The sequence below is a fragment of the Actinoplanes sp. NPDC051411 genome (assembly GCF_040682075.1).
Taxonomy (GTDB): domain Bacteria; phylum Actinomycetota; class Actinomycetes; order Mycobacteriales; family Micromonosporaceae; genus Actinoplanes.
On sequence record NZ_JBFBAD010000022.1, the window covers coordinates 79,541 to 99,636 of the forward strand.

The following is a 20,096-nucleotide window of genomic DNA, read 5'->3' on the forward strand; positions in this document are numbered from 1 at the left end:
AAATCAGCTCATGACCTCGCGCATGAGCCGCGCGGTCTCGCTCGGGGTCTTGCCGACCTTGACGCCGACCGCCTCGAGGGCCGCCTTCTTGGCGTCGGCGGTGCCGGCCGAACCCGAGATGATCGCGCCGGCGTGACCCATGGTCTTGCCGGGAGGCGCGGTGAAACCGGCGATGTAGCCGACGACCGGCTTGGTCACGTGGGCCTTGATGAAGTCGGCCGCCCGCTCCTCGGCGTCGCCGCCGATCTCGCCGATCATCACGATCGCGTCGGTCTCCGGGTCGTCCTGGAACGCCTTGAGCGCGTCGATGTGGGTGGTGCCGATGATCGGGTCACCGCCGATGCCGACGCAGGTGGAGAAGCCGATGTCGCGCAGCTCGTACATCATCTGGTAGGTCAGCGTGCCGCTCTTGCTGACCAGGCCGATGCGGCCGGCCGGGGTGATGTCGGCCGGGATGATGCCGGCGTTCGAGGCACCCGGCGAGGCGATGCCCGGGCAGTTCGGCCCGATGATCCGGGTCTTCTGACCGCGGTCGAGGTTGAGCGCCCAGAACGCGGCCGAGTCCTGCACCGGCACGCCCTCGGTGATCACCACGGCGAGCGGGATCTCGGCGTCGATCGCCTCGACCACGGCGGCCTTGGTGAACGCCGGCGGCACGAAGATGACCGACACGTCGGCGCCGGTCTCCTTCATCGCCTCGGCGACGGTCGCGAAGACCGGAAGCTGCGTGCCGTCGAAGTCGACCGTCGTGCCCGCCTTGCGCGGGTTGACCCCGCCGACCACATTGGTGCCCGCGGCGAGCATCCGGCGGGCGTGCTTGGAGCCCTCCGAGCCGGTGATGCCCTGGACGATGACCTTGGATTCCTTGGTGAGCCAGATCGCCATTACGTCACTTCCCCGCAGCCGCGAGCTCGGCGGCCCGCTCGGCCGCTCCGTCCATCGTGTCCACCCGCTCGACGAGCGGGTTGTTCGCACCGTCGAGGATGGCGCGGCCGGCCTCGGCGTTGTTGCCGTCGAGGCGCACCACGAGCGGCTTGGTGACCGTCTCGCCGCGCTCGTTGAGCAGGGCGAGCGCCTGGACGATGCCGTTGGCGACCGCGTCGCAGGCGGTGATGCCGCCGAAGACGTTGACGAAGACCGACTTCACGGCCGGGTCGCCGAGCACGATCTCGAGACCGTTCGCCATCACCTGGGCGCTCGCGCCGCCGCCGATGTCGAGGAAGTTGGCCGGCTTGACGCCGCCGTGCCCCTCCCCGGCGTACGCCACCACGTCGAGGGTGGACATGACCAGGCCCGCGCCGTTGCCGATGATGCCGACCTCGCCGTCGAGCTTGACGTAGTTGAGGTTCTTGGCCTTGGCCGCCTGCTCCAGCGGGTCGACCGCGGACTGGTCGACCAGCGCCTCGTGGTCGGGGTGCCGGAACGCCGCGTTCTCGTCCAGCGTGATCTTGGCGTCCAGCAGGAGCACCCGGCCGTCGCCGACCTTGGCCAGCGGGTTGACCTCGACCAGCGTGGCGTCCTCGGCCACGAAGGCCTGCCACAGCTTGACCGCGATGTCGACGATCTGGTCGGCGACCTCGGCCGGGTACTGCGCCGCGGCGACGATCTCGCGGGCCTTGGCCTCGTCGACGCCCTTGCTCGCGTCGATCGCGATCTTGGCGACCCGGTCCGGCTGCTCCTCAGCGACCGTCTCGATCTCCATGCCGCCGGCCACGCTGGCGATGCAGAGGAACGTACGGTTGGCCCGGTCGAGCAGGTAGGAGAAGTAGTACTCCTCCTTGATGTCGGCCGTCTCGGCCAGCATCACCTTGTGGACCGTGTGGCCCTTGATGTCCATGCCGAGGATGTCGGTCGCGCGGGCCTCGGCCTCGTCGGCTCCGTCGGCCAGCTTGACGCCGCCCGCCTTACCCCGGCCGCCCACCTTGACCTGCGCCTTGACGACAACCTTGCCGCCCAGGCGCTCGGCGATCGCCCGAGCCTCCTGCGGGGTCTCCGCGACGCCGCCGCCCAGCACGGGCAGCCCGTGCCGTTCGAACAGGTCACGCCCCTGATACTCGAACAGGTCCACGTGTCTCCTTTCGCTCGCGACGCCAAGCGCCGGCAAGCCGCACCGTTGCGTCCCGACCTGTGTGCCCGGCGTTCGTTTCTGGCGTCGCCGGCGTGAAGAATGTCCCGGCCTTCCCGGCTTGCGAGAGGGCTCTAGTCGCAGACTAGCGACCAGATGGGGTGGCTCGTAGCCGCGGGTACGCGGTGTGCAAGACAGCACACCCGGGGCCGGTGGGACGGGCCGGAAAAACTCCGGTGAAGTCGCGTAACCCGCCCGGTAAGGCGTCGTTGAGAGTGGTGTCGGACCGCTGGAGCGGACCGGCGCGAGACGGCCGATGCCCTGTCGGTCGAGGGGTGGCGGCGGGGCATCGTGCATGAGGGGCCGGACGTGTGAGGGGTGCGTCCGGCCTCTCCCCTTGCATACAGCACTTGGCCAGCGCTTTTGCCCCGGTCAGGACACCGGTTCGGTCACATTGGCGCGTACCCATTCGATGATGGAAGCGGTAGTGGCGCCGGGAGTGAAAATCTTGGCCACCCCGAGCGATTCCAATTCCGCGATGTCATCGGCCGGAATGATGCCGCCGCCGAATACGACGATGTCACTTGCGTCACGTTCCGCCAACAGCTCGATTACTCGCCGGAACAATGTCATGTGCGCGCCGGAGAGAACAGAGAGGCCGACCGCGTCGGCGTCCTCCTGAATAGCGGTCTCGACTATCTGCTCGGGCGTCTGGTGCAGGCCGGTGTAGACGACCTCCATGCCCGCGTCGCGCAGCGCCCGCGCCACCACCTTGGCCCCACGGTCGTGCCCGTCCAGGCCGGGCTTCGCGACCACAACCCTGATCCGTGCTTGCATCCTGCCGATCCTCCGACTCCCGGGCACCGTTGCCACCTGAACGAAGGTTAACCCGGCGGACCGGCCGACGGTAAGCGGCTCGGGAAAGTGGAATAACAGCGGGTGACCGAAAGTGCATTCAGAGTTACCTGACTTTACGTTTCTTAGATGATCACAGAGAGTGCACAACGAAGCCGTTCGGGAAAGGTAACGAATTCGGACATTCTCCCTGCAATACGGACGGCGAACTGTCAGCGAATTGGCTCTGCGACTTGTGGGTCGGCAGCCGTTTCGTTACCGTGGCTCCCGGCCGTCAACCGGATAAACCCGATCCGACGGCCAGGACGGACTCCGGATCACCGAAATTTCGACGGTCCCGGGATCGCCAGGGAATTGCTTCTGATGGAGGGTTGTTCGTGCGCCAGCGCTTGTCGTCTGAGCCCGATCGCTATCGCGGCCGCCGCCGCGTACCCACCCCTCCCCGCAGCCGCTACGCCATCGTCGTCACGTCGGCCTTCGTCGGCGCGGGCGTCGTCGCCCTCGGCGCCGCCTCGCAGATCCCGGACCACAAGGCGGTCAGCCCCGAGGTCCTGAAAAACCTCGAGAGCGCGCACGTCGCCTCCGACGCGATCGCCGACCGCTCGACCGACAACCACGCCGCCTCCCGCAGCGAGGACCGCAGCGCCTCGGTCGACAAGACCAAGCTCAGCGCCGACCAGGCCGCCGCCGACGTCTGGATGCTGCCGATGGAGGAATACACCTTCACCTCGCCCTACGGGGTCCGGTGGGGCAAGCTCCACGCCGGCATCGACCTGGCCGACCCGGAGGGCACCCTGTTCAAGGCGGTGCACGCCGGCACGGTGACCCAGGCGGGTTACAACGGCGGCTACGGCTACTGCATCACGGTGAAGAACACGGACGGCACCGAGGTCATCTACGCCCACGCGCGCCGCCTCTTCGTCAAGGCCGGGCAGCCGGTCAAGGCCGGGCAGGCGATGGGTGAGGTCGGTAACACCGGCGCGTCGTACGGCTCGCACCTGCACCTCGAGATCCACGTGAACGGCCAGCCGACCGACCCGATCCCGTTCCTGCGGCAGCGGGGCGTCGACATCAAGCTCGGCGTCGAGTCGGTCTACGCGAGCATGGCGGACGCCGCCTCCTGAGCTCGCCCGCCCCGAGTCACGACTCGGCCGGCAGAACCCTCCCGCATGCGGCCGACATCGCCGACCGCATGCCTCGCTAGATCTTCTCGATCGGAGCGTGGCGGAGGATGAGCCACATCACCTGGTCGCCGAAGTCGATCTGAGCGCGGGCTCCCGGGCCGTGGCCCTCGACCGCCTGCACGCGGCCCAGGCCGTACCTCTGATGGTTGACCCGGTCGCCCACCGCGACCTTCGGCGCCTGCGGCAGCTCGCTCGCCGTGGCGAGCTTGCTGGCGTCGATGCCGAGCCGGCTCGCCAGCTGTTGTGCCTTGGGCGTGCCGCCGGCGAAACCGCCGCCGCGCCCGCGGTCGCCGCCCGCCCGGCCGCCCACCCCGCCGCCGGTGCCCGACCACGACGTGTAGTTGCCGGCCGTGCGCTCCCAGCGGATCAGCTCGGGCGGCAGTTCGTCGGTGAAGCGCGAGGGCGGGTTGTATTGCGGCTGGCCCCAGGCGCCGCGGGTGACCGCGCGGGAGAGGTAGAGCCGCTGGCGGGCCCTCGTGATGCCCACATAGGCCAGACGGCGCTCCTCTTCGAGCTCGGCGTTGTCGCCGAGCGCCCGCATGTGCGGGAAGACGCCGTCTTCCAGTCCGGTGAGGAACACCACCGGGAACTCGAGGCCCTTGGCGGTGTGGAGGGTCATCAGCGTGACCACGCCCTGGTTGTCGGGATCGTCGTCGGGCAACTGGTCGGCGTCGGCGACCAGGGCGACCTGCTCGAGGAAACCGGCCAGCGTGGCCGCCTGGGGCGCCTCCTCGTCGGCCTGCGCCTCCACCCGCTCGGTGTATTCGCGGGCGACGCTGACGAGCTCCTGGAGGTTTTCCACCCGGCCCTGGTCCTGCGGGTCGAGGCTCTCCTCGAGCTCGCTGAGCAGGCCGCTGCGCCCCAGGACCGCCTCGAGCACCTCCTCGGGCGGCGCGGTCTCGGCCAGCACCCGCAGGTCGTCGAGCATCTGCACGAACTCGGCGATGCTGTTGGCCGACCGGGCGGCGATGCCGGGAGCGTCCTTGGCGTGCCGCAACGCCTGCCCGAACGAGATACGGTCGCGTGTGGACAGTGCCTCGACGCACGCCTCGGCCCGGTCGCCGATGCCCCGCTTGGGGGTGTTGAGCACGCGCCGGAGGCTGACCGTGTCGTCGTCGTTGGTTATCGCGCGCAGGTAACCCAGCGCGTCGCGCACCTCTTTGCGCTCGTAGAAGCGCACCCCGCCGACCACCTTGTAGGGCAGGCCGACCCGGATGAACACCTCCTCGAACACCCGGGACTGCGCGTTGGTGCGGTAGAAGACGGCCACGTCACCGGGGCGGACGTCCTCCCGGTCGTGGAGCCGGTCGATCTCGCGGGCCACCCAGTCGGCCTCGGCGTGCTCGGTGTCGGCGACGTAGCCCACGATCTGCTCGCCCGCGCCCTGGTCGCTCCAGAGCCGCTTGGGCTTGCGCGACGTGTTGCGGTCGATCACCGCGTTGGCGGCCGAGAGGATCGTCTGGGTCGACCGGTAGTTCTGCTCGAGCAGGATCGTGCGCGCGTCGGGGTAGTCGCGCTCGAACTCGAGGATGTTGCGGATGGTCGCGCCGCGGAACGCGTAGATCGACTGGTCGGCGTCGCCGACCACGCACAGCTCGCCCGGCGGCATCTCGCCGCCCTTCTCCCCCACCAGCTGCTTGACCAGCATGTATTGCGCGTGGTTGGTGTCCTGGTATTCGTCGACCAGCACGTGCCGGAAGCGGCGGCGATAGGCCTCGGCGACGTGCGGGTGCGACTGGAAGAGGTGCACGGTCGCCATGATGATGTCGTCGAAGTCGAGCGCGTGGGCCTCGCGCAGACGGCGCTGATAAAGCTCGTACGCCTCGGCGACGGCGCGCTCCTGCGGGCCCTTGGCCTTCTCCTTGAACTCCTCGGGCTCGACCAGCTCGTTTTTCAGGTTGGACACCTGGGCGGCCAGACCGCGCGCCGTGTAGCGCTTGGGGTCGAGGTCGAGCTCGCGGCCGACCAGCTGCATGAGGCGGCGCGAGTCGTCGGCGTCGTAGATCGAGAAGGTGCTCTTGAGCCCGGCGTGCTCGTGCTCGGCCCGCAGGATGCGCACGCAGGCCGAGTGGAAGGTCGACACCCACATGAGCCGGGCCCGCGGGCCGACCAGCTGGGTGACCCGCTCCTTCATCTCGCCGGCCGCCTTGTTGGTGAAGGTGATGGCGATGATCTGGCCGGGGTGCACGTCGCGCTCGGCCAGCAGATAGGCGATCCGGTGGGTGAGCACGCGGGTCTTGCCCGAGCCGGCGCCGGCCACGATCAGCAGCGGCGAACCCGCGTGGGTGACCGCGTCGCGCTGCGGACCGTTGAGCCCGACCAGCAGCGTCTCGGGATCGAGCCGGTTTCGGGGCGGACGAGGAGGAGCATCACCGGGCTCTCGCACGGAAGGCATGGAGAACAGGGTGCCGGCAGGGGGTTCAGAGGAAGCTCGCATCGCGGGAGCAAGTCTAGGCCGACCCCCCGACAAGAACCGGAATCCGCCTCGCCGCTCCCGGCTTAGATCTGCTTCAATCAGCGCCTCTCTCATATGCGCTCAGCGGGGGCCGCACGATGCTCGATTCTTCCGGTTCTGACCCGGATACAGCCGTTTCGGCGGAAGATCCCGGCCCGCTCGAAGCCGATGAATCCGACAAGTCCGGTTTGTCGATACCGGCGATCCCCGCGCAGCGGCTCCCCGATCACGATGTGCTCTACAGTGCTCCGCCCAGGCGCCGCCGCCGCGGTCTTCTGATCGCCGCGATCGTGGCCGTCGTGCTCGCCGCCGCCGCGGCGATCACCGTCCTGCCGTTCGGATCCCGGACGCCCGCGAGCAGCATCGGCGCCGCCCCCGCCGCGGCCGCCACCCCGAGCGCCCCGCCCACCCCCTACGAACTGGCGGTCAAGGCCCTCGCCGCCCAGGCCACCGCCCTCACCCGGCACGACCACGCCGGCTGGATGGCCGCGGTCGACCCGAAACAGCCGGCCCTGCGCAAGCATTTCGAGCAGCTCTACTCGAGCTTCCAGGCGCTGCACGTGACCCAGTTCGAATATCAGAACTCGACCGGCGGCCGGTCCGACGGCCCGGTCGACCTCAACAGCGAAATGGTCTTCTGTCTGAGCCAGAAGACCTGCCCGCCCTATGCGCAGAGCGACAACGGGCCGTCCCACATCCCGCAGAAGCTGACGCTCAGGCAGCTCAACGGCCGTTGGTTGATCAGCAAGGCGGCGAAGGGCGCCTACCAGAGCACGCTGCAGCCCTACCCGTGGGAGGCCGGCGACATGGTCTTCGCCCAGGGCTCCCGGGTCACCGTCGGCGCACCCAGGTCGCTGTCCGGCCAGATGAAGACCGTGCTCGCGATCGCCGACAAGGCCGCGCGCACCGACGACCGGTTCGCCACCTTCGTCGGCAACCCGCAACTGCGCTACCGCGTCTTCCTCGCCACCGACAAGGCCTGGAAGACCTGGTACGGCGGCAACGACGCGAGCTACGCCGTGGCATACACGATCCCGACCGGCTCGGCCGGCAGCGACGTCGTCCTGCACATGCCCAAGCTCGAGGGCGACCGCGAGGAGCTCAAGGTCGTGCTGCAGCACGAGATGGGCCACGTCGCCACGCTGAGCAACCTCACCTCGGCCGACAGCGCCGACCTCTGGCTGATGGAGGGCGTCGCCGACTACATCGGATGGCTTCCCCAGCACACCCGCCAGGACTGGAACTTCTCGGCCGTACGCGACGCGCTGCACGGCAGCCACCCACCCAAGTCGATCGTCGGGACCGCGCTGAAGAACGACGCCTCCGACCGCGCGGTGGCCCGCTTCTACGGCCTCGGCCACTTCGCGGTGGAATGTCTGGCCACGAAGTACGGCGAGGCCAAGGCGATGAACTTCGTGCGGCTCAAGCTGCGCGAGGACGACGACCTCGACGAGGCCGCCCAGACGGCGTTCGGCAGCTCATTCAAGACCGTCGACAAGGGCTGCCTCACCTGGATGAAGCAGCATTCCTGACCCGTCTCACGGTTCGGGCGGTTTCCTTGCGGAGGCCACTTTGGCGGGGGCATACTCGGCTCGTGATCCAGCGGGCGCGATTTTATTTCTACGGCACCGGAGGCCCGGCCGCCGTGGGACGCGTCTGAACGAGCGACTTCCATCAGGCCCCGGGCTTCCGAGCCCGGGGCCTGATGCTGCCCGGGCCGGGACGACCGGGACGCAAGCACCCGAGGAGCAGGAAATGAGCGCCGACGTCGTGGCCGACACCGAAGATACCGGTGCCGGCGAGGTACTGGCCGCCGACGAGATCAAGGCCATGCGGGAGCGGATCGACGAGATCGATCAAGCGATCATCGACCTCTGGCTGGAGCGGGCCCGGCTGTCCCAGCAGGTCGGCCGCACGCGGATGGCGAGCGGCGGCACCCGCCTGGTGCTCTCCCGCGAGCAGGCGATCTTCGAGCGTTTCCGCTCGGCGCTGGGCGCCGACGGCATCCAGGTCGCGCAGATGATCCTCCGCGCCGGCCGCGGCCCCCTCTGACCCTCTCAGTAACGCCGGATCACGTTGCGGACCTCGGCGAAGTGACACGCGCTGGGATGCGGTGACCGCGGCCGCATCTCCAGCTGCGGCTCGTGCTGCGCGCACACACCCTGCGCCTTCCAGCACCGGGTGCGAAACCGGCAACCGGTCGGCGGATCGACCGGCGACGGCACGTCACCCTCGAGGACGATCTGGTCACGCCGGCCGCGCAGGCGCGGGTCCGGCACCGGTACGGCCGAGAGCAGCGCCTGCGTGTAGGGATGAGTGGGCTGCTCGTAGATCGCCTGGTCCTGGCCGATCTCGACGATCTTGCCGAGGTACATGACCGCGACCCGGTCCGAGATGTGCCGCACCACCGAGAGGTCGTGCGCGATGAAGATGTAGGACAGTCCGAACTCGCGCTGCAGCCGCTCCAGCAGGTTGATCACCTGAGCCTGGATCGAGACGTCGAGCGCCGACACCGGCTCGTCGCAGACGATGATCTCGGGCTTGAGGGCGAGCGCCCGGGCGATGCCGATGCGCTGGCGCTGGCCGCCGGAGAACTGGTGCGGGTAGCGGTTGATGTGGTCCGGGTTGAGCCCGACGACGTCGAGCAGTTCCTGCACGACCCGGACCCGCTGCTCGCGCGGCACGACGTCCGGGTGGATCTCGTACGGCTCGCCGATGATGTCGCCGACGGTCATCCGCGGGTTGAGCGACGTGTACGGATCCTGCAGCACCATCTGGATGTGCCGCCGCGACCGCCGCATCTCGGCCCCGCGCAGTGTGGCGGTGTCCCGCCCGCGCACCACGATCGAGCCGCTGGTCGGCCGTTCCAGCCCGACCAGCAACTTGGCCAGCGTCGACTTGCCGCAGCCGGATTCGCCGACGATGCCGAGGGTTTCGCCGCGTCGCAGCTGGAGGTCGACGCCGTCGACCGCGCGTACGGCGCCGTGGCGGGACGGGAAATGCCGGGCCAGGCCCCGGGTCTCGAGCACGACGTCAGACACCGAGAACCTCCCGGATGAAGTGGCAGCGCGCCATGCGGTAGTCGCCGATCCGGTACGCGGGCGGCGGCGGATCCTGGGCGCACACGTCCCGGGCGTACGCGCAGCGCGGGTGGAACGGACATCCGCGAGGGATGTCGGTGAGGGCGGGCGGCAGCCCGCCGATGACGTTGAGCTGAGAGCCCTTGCGGTCGAGCCGAGGGATCGACTCGAGCAACGCCTTGGTGTACGGGTGAGCGGGCCGGCCGTAGATGTCGTAGACCGGTGCCTCCTCGACGATCCTCCCGGCATACATGATCGAGATGCGGTCGGCGACATCGGCGACGACACCCATGTCGTGGGTGATCAGCATCAGGCCCATGTTGCGCTCGCGCTGGAGCTCGGCCAGCAGGCTCATGATCTGCGCCTGCACGGTCACGTCGAGCGCGGTGGTGGGCTCGTCGGCGATCAGCAGCTCGGGGTCGAGGGCCAGCGCCATCGCGATCATCACGCGCTGCCGCATGCCGCCCGAGAACTGGTGCGGGTAGTCGTTGATCCGGCTGCGCGCCCCCGGGATCCTGACCTGGTCGAGCAGGCCGATCGCCCGGCGCTTGGAGTCGCTGCGCGACATCCCGCGGTGCTTGCGGAACAGCTCGGCGACCTGGAAGCCGACCGAGTAGACCGGGTTCAGCGCGGACAGCGCGTCCTGGAAGATCATCGCGATCCGGTTGGCGCGCACCCGGCGACGGTCGCGCTCGGAAAGCTTCAGCAGGTCGACGCCGCGATAGAGCACCCGGCCCCCGGTGACCACGGCCGGCGGCGTGTCGAGGATGCCCATGATCGCCTGCGCGGTCACCGACTTGCCGCAGCCCGACTCGCCGAGCACGGCCAGGGTCTCCCCCGGCCGCACCCAGAAGCTCGCACCGTTGACCGCCTTGGCCACGCCGTCTCGGGTGCGGAACTCGACGTGCAGATCGTCGACCTGCAGCAGCGGCGCGTTCGGATCGACGCCGGGCAGCACGTCCATCTCGGCCTGGATATCGGTCATCGGTTCACCGCAGCTTCGGGTCGAAGGCGTCGCGGATCGCGTCGCCGAGCATGATGAAGGCGAGCACGGTCACGCCCAGGAAGACCGAGGGCCAGACCAGCGGTCCGGGGTGGATGCGGACGTACGCCCCCTCGTCCGAGATCGCCGTGCCCCAGCTGATCGCGTCGCCCTGCAACCCGACGCCGAGGTAGGAGAGCGTCGCCTCGCTCGCGATGTTGATGCCGAGCAGGATGGTCAGCACCACGATGAACGGGGCCACCGCGTTGGGCAGGATGTGGCGCAACATGATGCGGGCCGGACCGGCGCCGAGCATGCGGGCCGCCGAGACGTAGTCCTGGCCCTTGGCCGACATCACCGACGACCGCATGACCCGGGCCGCCGTGGTCCAGCCGAGCACGCCCAGCGTCACGGTCACGGCGAGCAGGCCGGTCGAGGTCGGGCCCTCCAGGCGCTGGGTCAGCACGATCGCGGCGAGCAGGAACGGGATGCCGAGCACGATGTCGATGAACCGGGAGAGGACCGCGTCGACCCACCGGCCGTAGTAGCCGGCCACGAGCCCGAACAGCAGGCCGAGCACGCCCGAGATCAGGGTCGCGAAGACGCCGACGACGATCGAGTCGCGCGCGCCGTAGATGGTCCGCGCGTACACGTTGCAGCCCTGGAAGTCGTAGCCGAGCAGCGCCTTCCCGTCGGCGCCGCGGTGGGCCCGCCCGAGAACGCACTCGCGCGGGTCGGCCGAGGTGAACAGCGACGGCCAGACCGCCATCAGCACGACCAGCGCGACCAGCACCCCGGCCACCCAGAAGATCTTGTTGCGCCGCAGGTCGTACCAGGCGTCGGCGGCCAGGCTGCGGGGCTTGCCGGGCCGGTTGGAACGGCGCGGCCCGGTGGCCGCGGCCGGTGCCTCGGCGGTCGCGACCAGGTTGATGTCACTCATAGCGGATCCTCGGGTCGAGCACGGCGTAGAGCAGGTCGACGACGAGGTTCAGCACCAGGAAGACGATCACCAGCACGCTGACGAACCCGACCACGACCGGCCCGTCCTCGGTGCGCAGGCCACGCCACAGGTTGAACCCGACGCCCGGGATGTTGAAGACCTTCTCGGTCACGATCGCGCCCGACATCAGCACGCCGACGTCGACCCCGATCAGCGTGATCACCGGGATCAGCGAGTTCCGCAGGACATGCACGCCGATCACTCGCGCTCGGGACAGGCCCTTCGCGCGAGCCGTACGCACGTAGTCCGCGCGCATATTTTCCGACACCGCCGCCCGGCTGACCCTCAGCTCGGCCGCCACCACCGTGCTGGCCAGTACGAACGCCGGCAGCAGCAGCTGCATGAAGGTCGCGTTCTTCCCTGCCGTCGGGGCGAACCAGCCCAGCTTGATGCCGAAGATCAGCTGGGCCAGCGGGGCCAGCACCACGATCGGCAGCGACAGCAGCACCAGCGTGACCGCGAGCGTCCCGCTGTCGAAGAGGCCGCCCCGGCGCACCCCGGCGACCACACCGGCCCCGATCGCGATGACCGCCGCGATGACGATCGCCATCACCGCCAGCCGCAGCGTCAGCGGCCACGCGTCGCCCAGCATGTCCCCGATGGAACGACCGGTCAGCGACGTGCCGAGGTCGCCGGTGAGCAGCCCCTTGACGTAGTACCAGTACTGCTGCAGGAAGCTGTCGTCGAGGTGGAACTGCTCGGTCAGGACCTGTCGCTGGCTGTCGGTCAGCGGATGGTCGCCGGCCAGCGCCCCGATCGGGTCGTCCTGGTTGAGAAAGACCAGCGCGTAGACCACGAAGGTCGCGCCGAAGAAGGTCAGAACCATCAGCAGCAGGCGCCGCACGACGTAGCGGAACATCGTCGATGTTGCCTCTTCCGCATCAAGCTCGCCGCGCCTTGTGGGCACGGCGGAACACACGAGGGGTGGTCAAACACGAAGTGGCGCCACGGTTTCACGTGCCCCGTGGCGCCACCACCGTTCGAGCGGTCAGATTAGTCGGCTACTTCGATGTTGTAGATGTCCACCTTCTGGAACAGGTCGACCGTTACGCCCGTGACCTTCTCGGAGTAACCGAAGACGTTCTGCCCGAAGCGGAGCGGGATCACCGGCATGTCCTGGACGAGGATGTCCTCGGCGTTCTGCCAGTCCTTCACCGCGGCGGCCGGCGTCTTGGCCTCCGCGCCGTCCTTGACCAGGCTGTCGAACGTCGGGTTGCTGTAGCCGTAGTAGTTCGACGAGCCACCGGTCGAGTAGAGCGGCGTGAGGTAGTCCTCCATCAGCGGGTAGTCCATGAGCCAGGCCAGACGGATCAGGCCGACGTTGTCGCCCGCCTCGAGCTTCTTGAGGATGTCGGGAAGCTTGGCCTCGGCGTGGCCGACGCAGTTCACGCCGAGCGAGCCCTTGATCTGGTTGCACATGGCATCGATCCACGGCTTGTAACCACCGTCGGTGTTGTAGGACACCGTGATCGTCTTGGGCCCGTTGGCCTGCTGGTAGAGCTGCTTGGCCTTGGTCGGGTTGTATTCGCAGTTCTCGCCGCACGAGTCGGCGCGGTAGCCGTCGACCACCGGGGAGACGAACGCCGTCGCCGGCGTCTGCGAGCCGAGCGAGATCTGGTCGGTCATCTCCTGGCGGTTGATCGCCATCGAGATCGCCTTACGGACGCGTACGTCCTTGAACTGCGGATCGGTGAGGGGGAACCCGATGAACTGGAACAGCGAGTTGGGGCTCTTCTGGAAGCGGGTGCCCAGGTCGGTCGAGGCCGCGGAGAGATCCTCCACCGGGATCTGGGTCTGCACGTCGACGTTGCCCGCGACCAGGTCGGCGTACTCCGCGCCGAGGTCCTGGTAGATCTTCCAGGTGATCGCGTCGACCTTGGGCACCTGGCCCTTGAAGTCGGGCACCTTCTCGACCTGGATCTGCTGGTCATGCTCCCACTTGCCCTTCATCTTGAAGGGCCCGTTGCCGATCGGCGCGTCCTCGAAGCCCTTGACGATCACGCCCGGGCTGGAGAAGGCGGCCTTGGGCAGCGGGTAGAAGCAGTCGTAACCCATGACCGCCTCCCAGCCCGCGAACGGCTCGGACAGCGTGACCGTGAACGTCAGGTCGTCGATCCTCTTCAGGCCGCTCAGCTTGGTCGCGGTCGGCGCCTTGGCCTTCTCGGGGCCGTCGGCGTCGGGGTCGACCGGCTGCATCGCGGCGTAACCCTGGATGCGGGCGAAGTAGTAACCCGCCAACTGGCCGTTCGGCCCGTAGGCACCGTAGTTCCAGGCGTTGATGTAGTCGTCGGACGTCACCGGCTCGCCGTTGCTGAACGTGAAGTCCGGCTTGAGCTTGATCGTCCAGACCTTGTTGTTCTTGTCCGGCTTGATCGACTCGGCGGCCACCAGCTGGGGCTCGTTCTTCGCGTCGAACTTGACCAGCGGGTAGTACAACGACGCCAGAACCTCGGAGCCGTTGGCCTCGGTCGTGTTGGTCGGGAGCAGGTGCTCCGGCTCACCGATGCCGATCACGACGCTGTTGGACAGGGCCTCGGTGTCGTCCGACGAACCACTGCTACAGCCGGCGGCCAACAGAGCGATGGCGGCCGCGCCGACCGCCATCTTCCACGGGCGTTTCCCGAACATGGGAAGGGTGCCTCCTCTTGGGGGCTCACGAGGGGGTGTGCGAGCAGCTGCCACTGTGACACAGAGACACGGGCAGCCCCGAGCCCCGTTACCAAGCCGATACTAGCCAGACCGGGGCAGGGTAACTCACCACGGGCCGTCTTGGTTAGACGCTCATTTCCGCCTTGACCTGCGGAAATCCGGCGCGGCCCGGGAATGTCGACGGAGCGGAACCAAGCGCGGACAGGGCGTGACGATCGCGGCGGCCGGGGTCAGACCAGCCGCCGATCGGCCGCCCACCGTGACAATTCGTAACGGTTGCTCATCTGCAGCTTGCGCAGCACGTTGGAGACGTGGGTCTCGACCGTCTTGATCGAGATGTACAGCTCCTTGGCGATCTCCTTGTACGCATAACCCCGCGCGAGCAGCCGCAGCACCTCGCGCTCGCGGTTGGTGAGCTGGTCGAGCTCGGGGTCGGCGACCGGCACGTCGGGCCGGGAGGCGAACGCGTCGAGCACGAACCCGGCCAGCCGCGGGCTGAACACCGCGTCGCCGTCGGCCACCCGCTTGATCGCGGCGGCCAGCTCGTCGGGCGAGATCGTCTTGGTCACGTAGCCCCGGGCGCCGGCCCGGATGAGGCCGATCACGTCCTCGGCCGCGTCGGAGACCGAGAGAGCGAGGAAGCGGATGTGCGGGTGACTGCGGCGCATCGCGTCCAGCACCGCGCGGCCGCCGCCGTCCGGCATGTGCACGTCGAGCAGCACCACGTCGGGCTCCAGCGCGCCGATCCTGCTGATCGCCTCGGCGACCGTGCTGGCCTCGCCGATCACGTTGACGTGCGCGCCCAGCTCGGATCGCACGCCGGCGCGGAACATCGCGTGGTCGTCGACCAGGAAGACCTTGAGCCGCCCGCCGTCGGTCGCACCCATGGGTTCGGTCATCGTGCGGTCTCCTTCCCGCTCGTCATGCTCTCTCGGGCGACGGACATCGTGAGGCGGACCTCGGTGCCCTCGCCCGGCGTGCTGCGAATCTCGGCGCGGCCCCCGTGCCGCTTCATCCGCCCGATGATCGAACCTCGGACGCCGTGGCGTGATTCTTCCACGCCGTTGATGTCGAAACCGGCGCCGCGGTCCCGGACGAAAACGCTCAACTCGTCGGCCTCGACCTCGGCGTAGAGCGAGACCGTCTGCACGCCGGCGTGCCGGGCCGCGTTGACCAGCGCCTCGCGGGCGGCCGCGACCAGGGCCGCGACCCGCTCGTCGCACTGGGTGTCGCCGACCACCACGGTCTCGACGCTGATCGCATAGGTGTCCTCGACCTCGGCCGCGGCCTGCTCGAGGGCGGCCGCGAAGCGCTCGGTCGGCGAGGCGCTGGGCTTGTAGAGCCAGTTGCGCAGGCTGCGCTCCTGGCCCCGGGCCAGCCGCTGCACCTCTTTGATATCGGCCGAGTTGCGCTGGATCAGCGCCAGCGTGTGCAGCACCTGGTCGTGGATCATGGCGGCCACCTCGGCCCGCTCCTGCTCCCGGATGCGCCCCTCGCGCTCGGCCCGCAGCTGGTTGAACATGCGCCAGAGCAGCGGCGCCGCGACCACGCCGACCCCGAGCAGACCGACCAGCGCGAAGATCACCCCGTTGATCACCGAGGTCAGGTTGCCGGCCGGGGCATAGACCGCGACCACGCCGATGATGCCGGTGGCGACCAGCACGCCGCCGCCGACGAAACGCAGCAGGAAGGCGCGGCGGTCGCTCTCGGCGACCACGGCGGCCAGCCAGGGCGCCTGGGGCAGGCTGCCGCCGCGCAGGCCGAGGCCGCGCCGGCTCGGGTCGGACTGGTGCCAGATGATGCCGGCGCCGACCGCGATCACCGCGACCAGCCAGCCGACGGTGCCCGCGACATTGTCGCGGAAGACCAGCGCCTGCAGGAGAATCACCCCGAGGCCGATGGCCGCGAACGGCAGCAGCATCGCGAGCTCGCGGCGCGGCGGGGCCTCGCCCCCCGTCAGCTGCTGCTGCGGGAGCACGGCCCAGAAGGCGGCATAGAGCAGCAGGCCGAGACCGGAGAAGCCGAGGAGGACGACGAGAGCGATGCGGACCGCCAGCACGGGAAGACCCAGATGCTCGGCCAGACCGGCGGCGACCCCGGCGATGATCCGGTGGTCGCGTGGCCGGTACAGCCGGCGGACGGGCGGGTGGGCGGCGGCGGTGATGGCTCCTCCTCGGTCGTGTACTCCGATCGTCACACGTATGGGGGCGCCGGGCCACGGGGAACTTCCCCGAGGATCGGAGCCCGGGGATCTCAGGGTGGCGTCAGGGTCGGCGCCGGAAGCGTCTCGGGTGCCGTCACGGCCAGGATCGATGGCATGAACGACGAAGCTGCCGAATCGCGGGGCCCGTCCGGTCCGTCGCAGGACGCACCGGCGCCTTCGGTCCCCGCCACGCCCGATTCCGATACACCGACCGAGGCGGTCCCGACCGAGACGGCCGAGGCGACTCAGACCGGGACGACCCGGGCCGAACCCACCCTGGAGATGCCGGCGGCCGAGGCACCCACGGCCGAGACGCCCGCCGAGACGCCGACCACCGAGATCCCGGCCACCGAGATCCCGGCCACCGAGATCCCGGCGGCCACCGGCCCGGCCGACGAGAAGCCGGCCGCCTGGGCACCGCCCACCGGCGGCATCCCGGAGGCCGACACCCCGCCGCACGGCAGCACGCCGCCGCACGGCAGCACGCCGCCGCACGGCAGCACGCCGCCACCGGGCGGCACGACGCCACCGCCCCCGCCGCCCGGCGCCAACAACATGCCGCCGTGGATGACCAACCTCGGCGGTCCCGGGTTCTCCCGCGACAAGCTGGTGCGGCCCCGCCAGGGTCGCTACATCGCCGGCGTCTGCGCCGCGCTGGCCCGGGCCACCAACACCGACCCGGTGCTCTGGCGCGTGCTGCTCGCCGTGCTCGGCATCCTCAGCGGCGTCGGCGTCCTGCTCTACCTGATCGGCTGGCTGATCATCCCGGCCGAGGGCGACACCGCCTCGCCGATCGAGTCGCTGCTCGGCAAGGGCCGCTCGGGCATGGCGCCGCTCTCGGTGGTCGTGCTCGGCGCCGCCGCGGTGCTCTCGTTCGCGTTCATCGTGCACGACGGCATGCGGGCGGCGGTGCTGGCCGCCGCGGTCATCCTCGGCGCGATCCTGCTGATCAAGCGGAGCGGCTCGAGTCCGTCCTCGGACGCCGCGACATTTCCGGCCGCGGCCGCGGGCCCGGTTCCGCCGCCTGCGGGTGCGACGACTCCGACGGCCCAGTTCACCGCGCCGTCGTACGGCGCGCCCCAGTTCACCGCGCCGGCCGCGAGCACTGCGACCGAGGAACCGGTGACCGCGCCGCTGCCCCCGCTGCCGCCCGAGCCGCCGGCCGCGCCGAGCTACTCGTCGGCCCCGCCGGCCGAGGGCTACCGGCCGCCGTTCGCGCCGCACGGCCCGTGGGGACCGCCGAGCGGGCAGCAGCCGTACCCGCAGCCCGAACGGCACCCGCGTCAGCCCCGCCCACCGAAGCCGCCGCGCGAGCGCTCCAAACTCGGCCGGCTGACCTTCTTCGCGGTCGTCGTGGTCATCGGCCTGATGGCAGTGCTCGACAACGCCGGAGCCCACATCGCGATCTCGGCGTACTTCGCGGCCGCCCTGGTCGTCGTCGCGCTCGGCCTGATCGTGGGGACCTGGTTCGGCCGGGCCCGCGGGCTGATCTTCCTCGCCCTGCTCGTCTCGCTCGGCCTGGGCGCCTCGACCAGTGCCGAACGCTTCGGGAGCCAGTTCGGCAACAGCGTCTACCGCCCGGCCACCCTGGCCGCGGTCGCCGACCGCTACGACTTCACGGCCGGCAACGCGACCCTCGACCTGCGCGACGTCGCCTTCGACGGGCAGCAGCAGACGGTCACCGCGACGATGAAGGTGGGCCAGCTCAAGGTGCTGCTCCCGCCGAACGTCGACACCACCGCCACCGTGCAGCTCAAGAACGGGCGGGCGGTCGTGCTGGGCCACGAGCTCAACGACCACAACGTCGACACGACCGTCTCCGACCAGGGCCCGGACGGCGCCGGCGGCGGCACCCTCAAGCTCGACCTGCAGATGGACACCGGCAACCTGGAGGTGGCCCGATGAAGCCGCACCGCACCGACGGCGTCTCGCTGAGCTTCGGCGTGATCTTCCTGCTGGTCGCGCTCTGGTGGGCGGTCTCGCGGGTGGTCAACATCCACCTGCCGGCCGTGGGCTGGCTGATCGCCGGCGCGCTCATCCTCTTCGGCGTGATCGGCCTGTTCGGGGCGATCCGCTCGGGCCACCGCACCCCGCAGCCGCTGCACGTGGCCGCGACCACCCCCGAGGCGCCGGCCGTCGAGACCCCGGGCGATCTGCCGCCCGAGATGCACGCCTCGATCGTGCGGGAACTGCTGGACGACCCGGCCGACCGCTTCCACCAGGAGCACCCGGACGCCCGGCCGGAGACCGGCGACCGCGACTGACAACCGGCACGAAGACACCGCCCGCAGGTCAATGGCCTGCGGGCGGCGTCATTATGCTCGACTTCATGACCCCGTTTCCCGCCGTGTCCAATGCGCCCGTCGCCGGCGTCGGCCCCATCGCCGCGCGTGCCCTGACCGCCGAGTTCGCCCGGCCCAACGCGGCGACGTCCGCCCTGGTCGTCGGAGCCGACCACGCCTCGCTCGTGGTGGCGTCGGCCGTCGAGGCGTTGCTGCCCGGTGACACGCTCACCCTGGTGGCCGGTGAGCGCAGCACCGCCGACCTGCTCCGTGACCACATCAACGGGCTCGGCAGCTGGATCGCCGACCGGGTGAAGATCGTCGACTCGCTCGACGAGGCGCAGCCGGCCGACGTGGTCATCCTGGGTGAGCCGCTGACCGGCACGGCCGACGAGGTGCGGGGCCTACTCGAGCGGGTGGGCAAATACCTCACCGACGGCGCGGTGGTCACCCTCGCGACGCCGGCGCTCCCGGGGCGTACGGGCGGGGCCGCGGCCGAGTTGTTCCGGCAGAGCGCGCTCTTCGGGGTCGGATCCGACCTGGTCGTGCGCAACCAGCCCCCGCTGCGCGTGCACAAGCTGCGGTTCACCGCCGCGTCGCCGCGGGTGGCGGCCACCCTCTCCCCGGCCTACCGGCCGTCCAGCGTGCCCATCACCCGCGGCATGCACCTCGACTCCAACGGTGTGGTCGCGGCCGGCATCGCGCTCGGCCTGGCCGCGGTGGCCCGCGTCGCCCGGCCGAAGTCGAAGCTGTGGCTGCTGCCCGCGCTGGCCGCCGCGCCGGTGGCGGCGTTCTTCCGCGACCCCGAGCGCGAGATCCCGTCCGACCCAGCCGCGGTCGTCGCCTCGGCCGACGGCCGGGTGCTGTCGGTCGAGCGGATGACCGACGAGCGGTTCGGCTCGGGCGAGTTCCTGCGCGTCGCGGTGTTCCTGTCGGTGCTCGACGTGCACGTCAACCGGGTGCCGGTGGCCGGCCGGGTGGCCGATTATTTCGTCGAGGACGGCGGCTACGCCAACGCGATGACCGCGGCCGCCGAGCACAACGTGGCGGCCTACACGGTGCTCGACACCGAGCGCGGCACGGTCGTGGTCGCCCAGCGCACGGGCCTGATCGCCCGCCGCATCGTGCAGCGGGTGCCGGTGGGCACGCTGGTCGCCCGGGGCGAGCGCATGGGCCTGATCCGCTTCGGCTCCCGCACCGACGTCTACCTCCCCGCCGACCGGGCCGAGCCCCTGGTCGCCGTCCAGGACAAGGTCGTCGGCGGCTCGACGGTCATCGCCCGCTGGGTCTAGGCCCCAGGGCAAAACGGATCCATCCCAGGTCGTAGAGGGCGTCCGCATC

17 protein-coding genes are annotated in these 20,096 nt (G+C 69.9%); 6 read left to right on the forward strand and 11 right to left on the reverse strand.

The window, feature by feature from the left end; genetic code table 11:
• Positions 1-3: 3 nt before the first annotated feature.
• The 3 genes from sucD to AB0M88_RS14915 form a co-directional block, all read right to left on the reverse strand.
• On the reverse strand, positions 4-885 hold the full coding sequence (sucD, locus tag AB0M88_RS14905) for a succinate--CoA ligase subunit alpha (RefSeq protein WP_364101046.1): 882 nt from the start codon (positions 883-885) through the stop codon (positions 4-6).
• 4 nt (positions 886-889) lie between these two features.
• Positions 890-2,068 carry an ADP-forming succinate--CoA ligase subunit beta gene (sucC, locus tag AB0M88_RS14910; RefSeq protein ID WP_364101049.1) on the reverse strand — a complete coding sequence of 393 codons (1,179 nt, stop codon included), beginning with the start codon at positions 2,066-2,068 and terminating at the stop codon, positions 890-892.
• Between the two features lie 429 nt (positions 2,069-2,497).
• Positions 2,498-2,902, reverse strand: coding sequence for a cobalamin B12-binding domain-containing protein (locus tag AB0M88_RS14915; protein WP_364101052.1), 405 nt, complete (start codon positions 2,900-2,902; stop codon positions 2,498-2,500).
• Between the two features lie 395 nt (positions 2,903-3,297).
• On the opposite strand from AB0M88_RS14915, the gene AB0M88_RS14920 reads away from it, so the two are divergent.
• Complete coding sequence (locus AB0M88_RS14920) at positions 3,298-4,044, forward strand: M23 family metallopeptidase (RefSeq protein WP_364101055.1); 747 nt, start codon at positions 3,298-3,300, stop codon at positions 4,042-4,044.
• Between the two features lie 76 nt (positions 4,045-4,120).
• Here the strand turns inward: AB0M88_RS14920 and pcrA are convergent, their stop codons facing one another.
• Positions 4,121-6,499 (reverse strand): DNA helicase PcrA, encoded by a 2,379-nt coding sequence (gene pcrA / locus AB0M88_RS14925; RefSeq protein ID WP_364101058.1) that lies wholly within the window; start codon positions 6,497-6,499, stop codon positions 4,121-4,123.
• Positions 6,500-6,792: 293 nt separating this feature from the next.
• Between pcrA and AB0M88_RS14930 the strand changes: the two genes are divergently transcribed.
• Both AB0M88_RS14930 and AB0M88_RS14935 read left to right on the forward strand, forming a co-directional pair.
• Positions 6,793-8,091: a hypothetical protein gene (locus AB0M88_RS14930; protein ID WP_364101061.1), complete on the forward strand. Its 1,299-nt coding sequence runs from the start codon at positions 6,793-6,795 to the stop codon at positions 8,089-8,091.
• Positions 8,092-8,314: 223 nt separating this feature from the next.
• Positions 8,315-8,611: a chorismate mutase gene (locus tag AB0M88_RS14935; protein ID WP_364101064.1), complete on the forward strand. Its 297-nt coding sequence runs from the start codon at positions 8,315-8,317 to the stop codon at positions 8,609-8,611.
• A gap of 5 nt (positions 8,612-8,616) precedes the next feature.
• Here AB0M88_RS14935 and AB0M88_RS14940 read toward each other — a convergent pair whose 3' ends face one another.
• The 7 genes from AB0M88_RS14940 to AB0M88_RS14970 all read right to left on the reverse strand — a co-directional run bounded on the left by AB0M88_RS14940 (position 8,617) and on the right by AB0M88_RS14970 (position 16,434).
• The gene (locus AB0M88_RS14940; protein WP_364101067.1) at positions 8,617-9,600 is read right to left on the reverse strand and encodes a dipeptide ABC transporter ATP-binding protein; all 984 of its coding nucleotides are present in this window, start codon (positions 9,598-9,600) and stop codon (positions 8,617-8,619) included.
• Positions 9,593-10,624 (reverse strand): ABC transporter ATP-binding protein, encoded by a 1,032-nt coding sequence (locus AB0M88_RS14945; RefSeq protein ID WP_364101070.1) that lies wholly within the window; start codon positions 10,622-10,624, stop codon positions 9,593-9,595. Before AB0M88_RS14945 ends, AB0M88_RS14940 begins: the two co-directional genes overlap by 8 nt.
• Before the next feature lie 4 nt (positions 10,625-10,628).
• Positions 10,629-11,561 carry an ABC transporter permease gene (locus tag AB0M88_RS14950; protein WP_364101072.1) on the reverse strand — a complete coding sequence of 311 codons (933 nt, stop codon included), beginning with the start codon at positions 11,559-11,561 and terminating at the stop codon, positions 10,629-10,631.
• Positions 11,554-12,480, reverse strand: coding sequence for an ABC transporter permease (locus AB0M88_RS14955; RefSeq protein WP_364101075.1), 927 nt, complete (start codon positions 12,478-12,480; stop codon positions 11,554-11,556). Before AB0M88_RS14955 ends, AB0M88_RS14950 begins: the two co-directional genes overlap by 8 nt.
• Positions 12,481-12,614: 134 nt before the next feature.
• Positions 12,615-14,249 (reverse strand): ABC transporter substrate-binding protein, encoded by a 1,635-nt coding sequence (locus AB0M88_RS14960; RefSeq protein WP_364101077.1) that lies wholly within the window; start codon positions 14,247-14,249, stop codon positions 12,615-12,617.
• 251 nt (positions 14,250-14,500) lie between these two features.
• Positions 14,501-15,169: a response regulator transcription factor gene (locus AB0M88_RS14965; RefSeq protein ID WP_364101080.1), complete on the reverse strand. Its 669-nt coding sequence runs from the start codon at positions 15,167-15,169 to the stop codon at positions 14,501-14,503.
• The gene (locus tag AB0M88_RS14970; protein ID WP_364101097.1) at positions 15,166-16,434 is read right to left on the reverse strand and encodes a PspC domain-containing protein; all 1,269 of its coding nucleotides are present in this window, start codon (positions 16,432-16,434) and stop codon (positions 15,166-15,168) included. The genes AB0M88_RS14965 and AB0M88_RS14970 overlap by 4 nt, the downstream gene beginning before the upstream one ends.
• A 153-nt stretch (positions 16,435-16,587) precedes the next feature.
• Between AB0M88_RS14970 and AB0M88_RS14975 the strand changes: the two genes are divergently transcribed.
• The 3 genes from AB0M88_RS14975 (at position 16,588) to AB0M88_RS14985 (ending at position 20,047) form a co-directional block, all read left to right on the forward strand.
• Positions 16,588-18,378 (forward strand): PspC domain-containing protein, encoded by a 1,791-nt coding sequence (locus AB0M88_RS14975; protein ID WP_364101083.1) that lies wholly within the window; start codon positions 16,588-16,590, stop codon positions 18,376-18,378.
• Positions 18,375-18,737: a hypothetical protein gene (locus AB0M88_RS14980; RefSeq protein ID WP_364101085.1), complete on the forward strand. Its 363-nt coding sequence runs from the start codon at positions 18,375-18,377 to the stop codon at positions 18,735-18,737. Before AB0M88_RS14975 ends, AB0M88_RS14980 begins: the two co-directional genes overlap by 4 nt.
• 65 nt (positions 18,738-18,802) lie before the next feature.
• Positions 18,803-20,047 carry a phosphatidylserine decarboxylase gene (locus AB0M88_RS14985; RefSeq protein WP_364101088.1) on the forward strand — a complete coding sequence of 415 codons (1,245 nt, stop codon included), beginning with the start codon at positions 18,803-18,805 and terminating at the stop codon, positions 20,045-20,047.
• Positions 20,048-20,096 lie beyond the last annotated feature (49 nt).

Bases quoted from the DNA above. Each gene is read 5' to 3' on its own strand.
- sucD (WP_364101046.1), bottom strand. From the start codon at position 885: ATGGCGATCTGGCTCACCAAGGAATCCAAGGTCATCGTCCAGGGCATC.
- AB0M88_RS14915 (WP_364101052.1), bottom strand. From the start codon at position 2,902: ATGCAAGCACGGATCAGGGTTGTGGTCGCGAAGCCCGGCCTGGACGGG.
- pcrA (WP_364101058.1), bottom strand. From the start codon at position 6,499: ATGCCTTCCGTGCGAGAGCCCGGTGATGCTCCTCCTCGTCCGCCCCGA.
- AB0M88_RS14935 (WP_364101064.1), top strand. From the start codon at position 8,315: ATGAGCGCCGACGTCGTGGCCGACACCGAAGATACCGGTGCCGGCGAG.
- AB0M88_RS14945 (WP_364101070.1), bottom strand. From the start codon at position 10,624: ATGACCGATATCCAGGCCGAGATGGACGTGCTGCCCGGCGTCGATCCG.
- AB0M88_RS14950 (WP_364101072.1), bottom strand. From the start codon at position 11,561: ATGAGTGACATCAACCTGGTCGCGACCGCCGAGGCACCGGCCGCGGCC.
- AB0M88_RS14955 (WP_364101075.1), bottom strand. From the start codon at position 12,480: ATGTTCCGCTACGTCGTGCGGCGCCTGCTGCTGATGGTTCTGACCTTC.
- AB0M88_RS14960 (WP_364101077.1), bottom strand. From the start codon at position 14,249: ATGTTCGGGAAACGCCCGTGGAAGATGGCGGTCGGCGCGGCCGCCATC.
- AB0M88_RS14965 (WP_364101080.1), bottom strand. From the start codon at position 15,169: ATGACCGAACCCATGGGTGCGACCGACGGCGGGCGGCTCAAGGTCTTC.
- AB0M88_RS14975 (WP_364101083.1), top strand. From the start codon at position 16,588: ATGAACGACGAAGCTGCCGAATCGCGGGGCCCGTCCGGTCCGTCGCAG.
- AB0M88_RS14980 (WP_364101085.1), top strand. From the start codon at position 18,375: ATGAAGCCGCACCGCACCGACGGCGTCTCGCTGAGCTTCGGCGTGATC.
- AB0M88_RS14985 (WP_364101088.1), top strand. From the start codon at position 18,803: ATGACCCCGTTTCCCGCCGTGTCCAATGCGCCCGTCGCCGGCGTCGGC.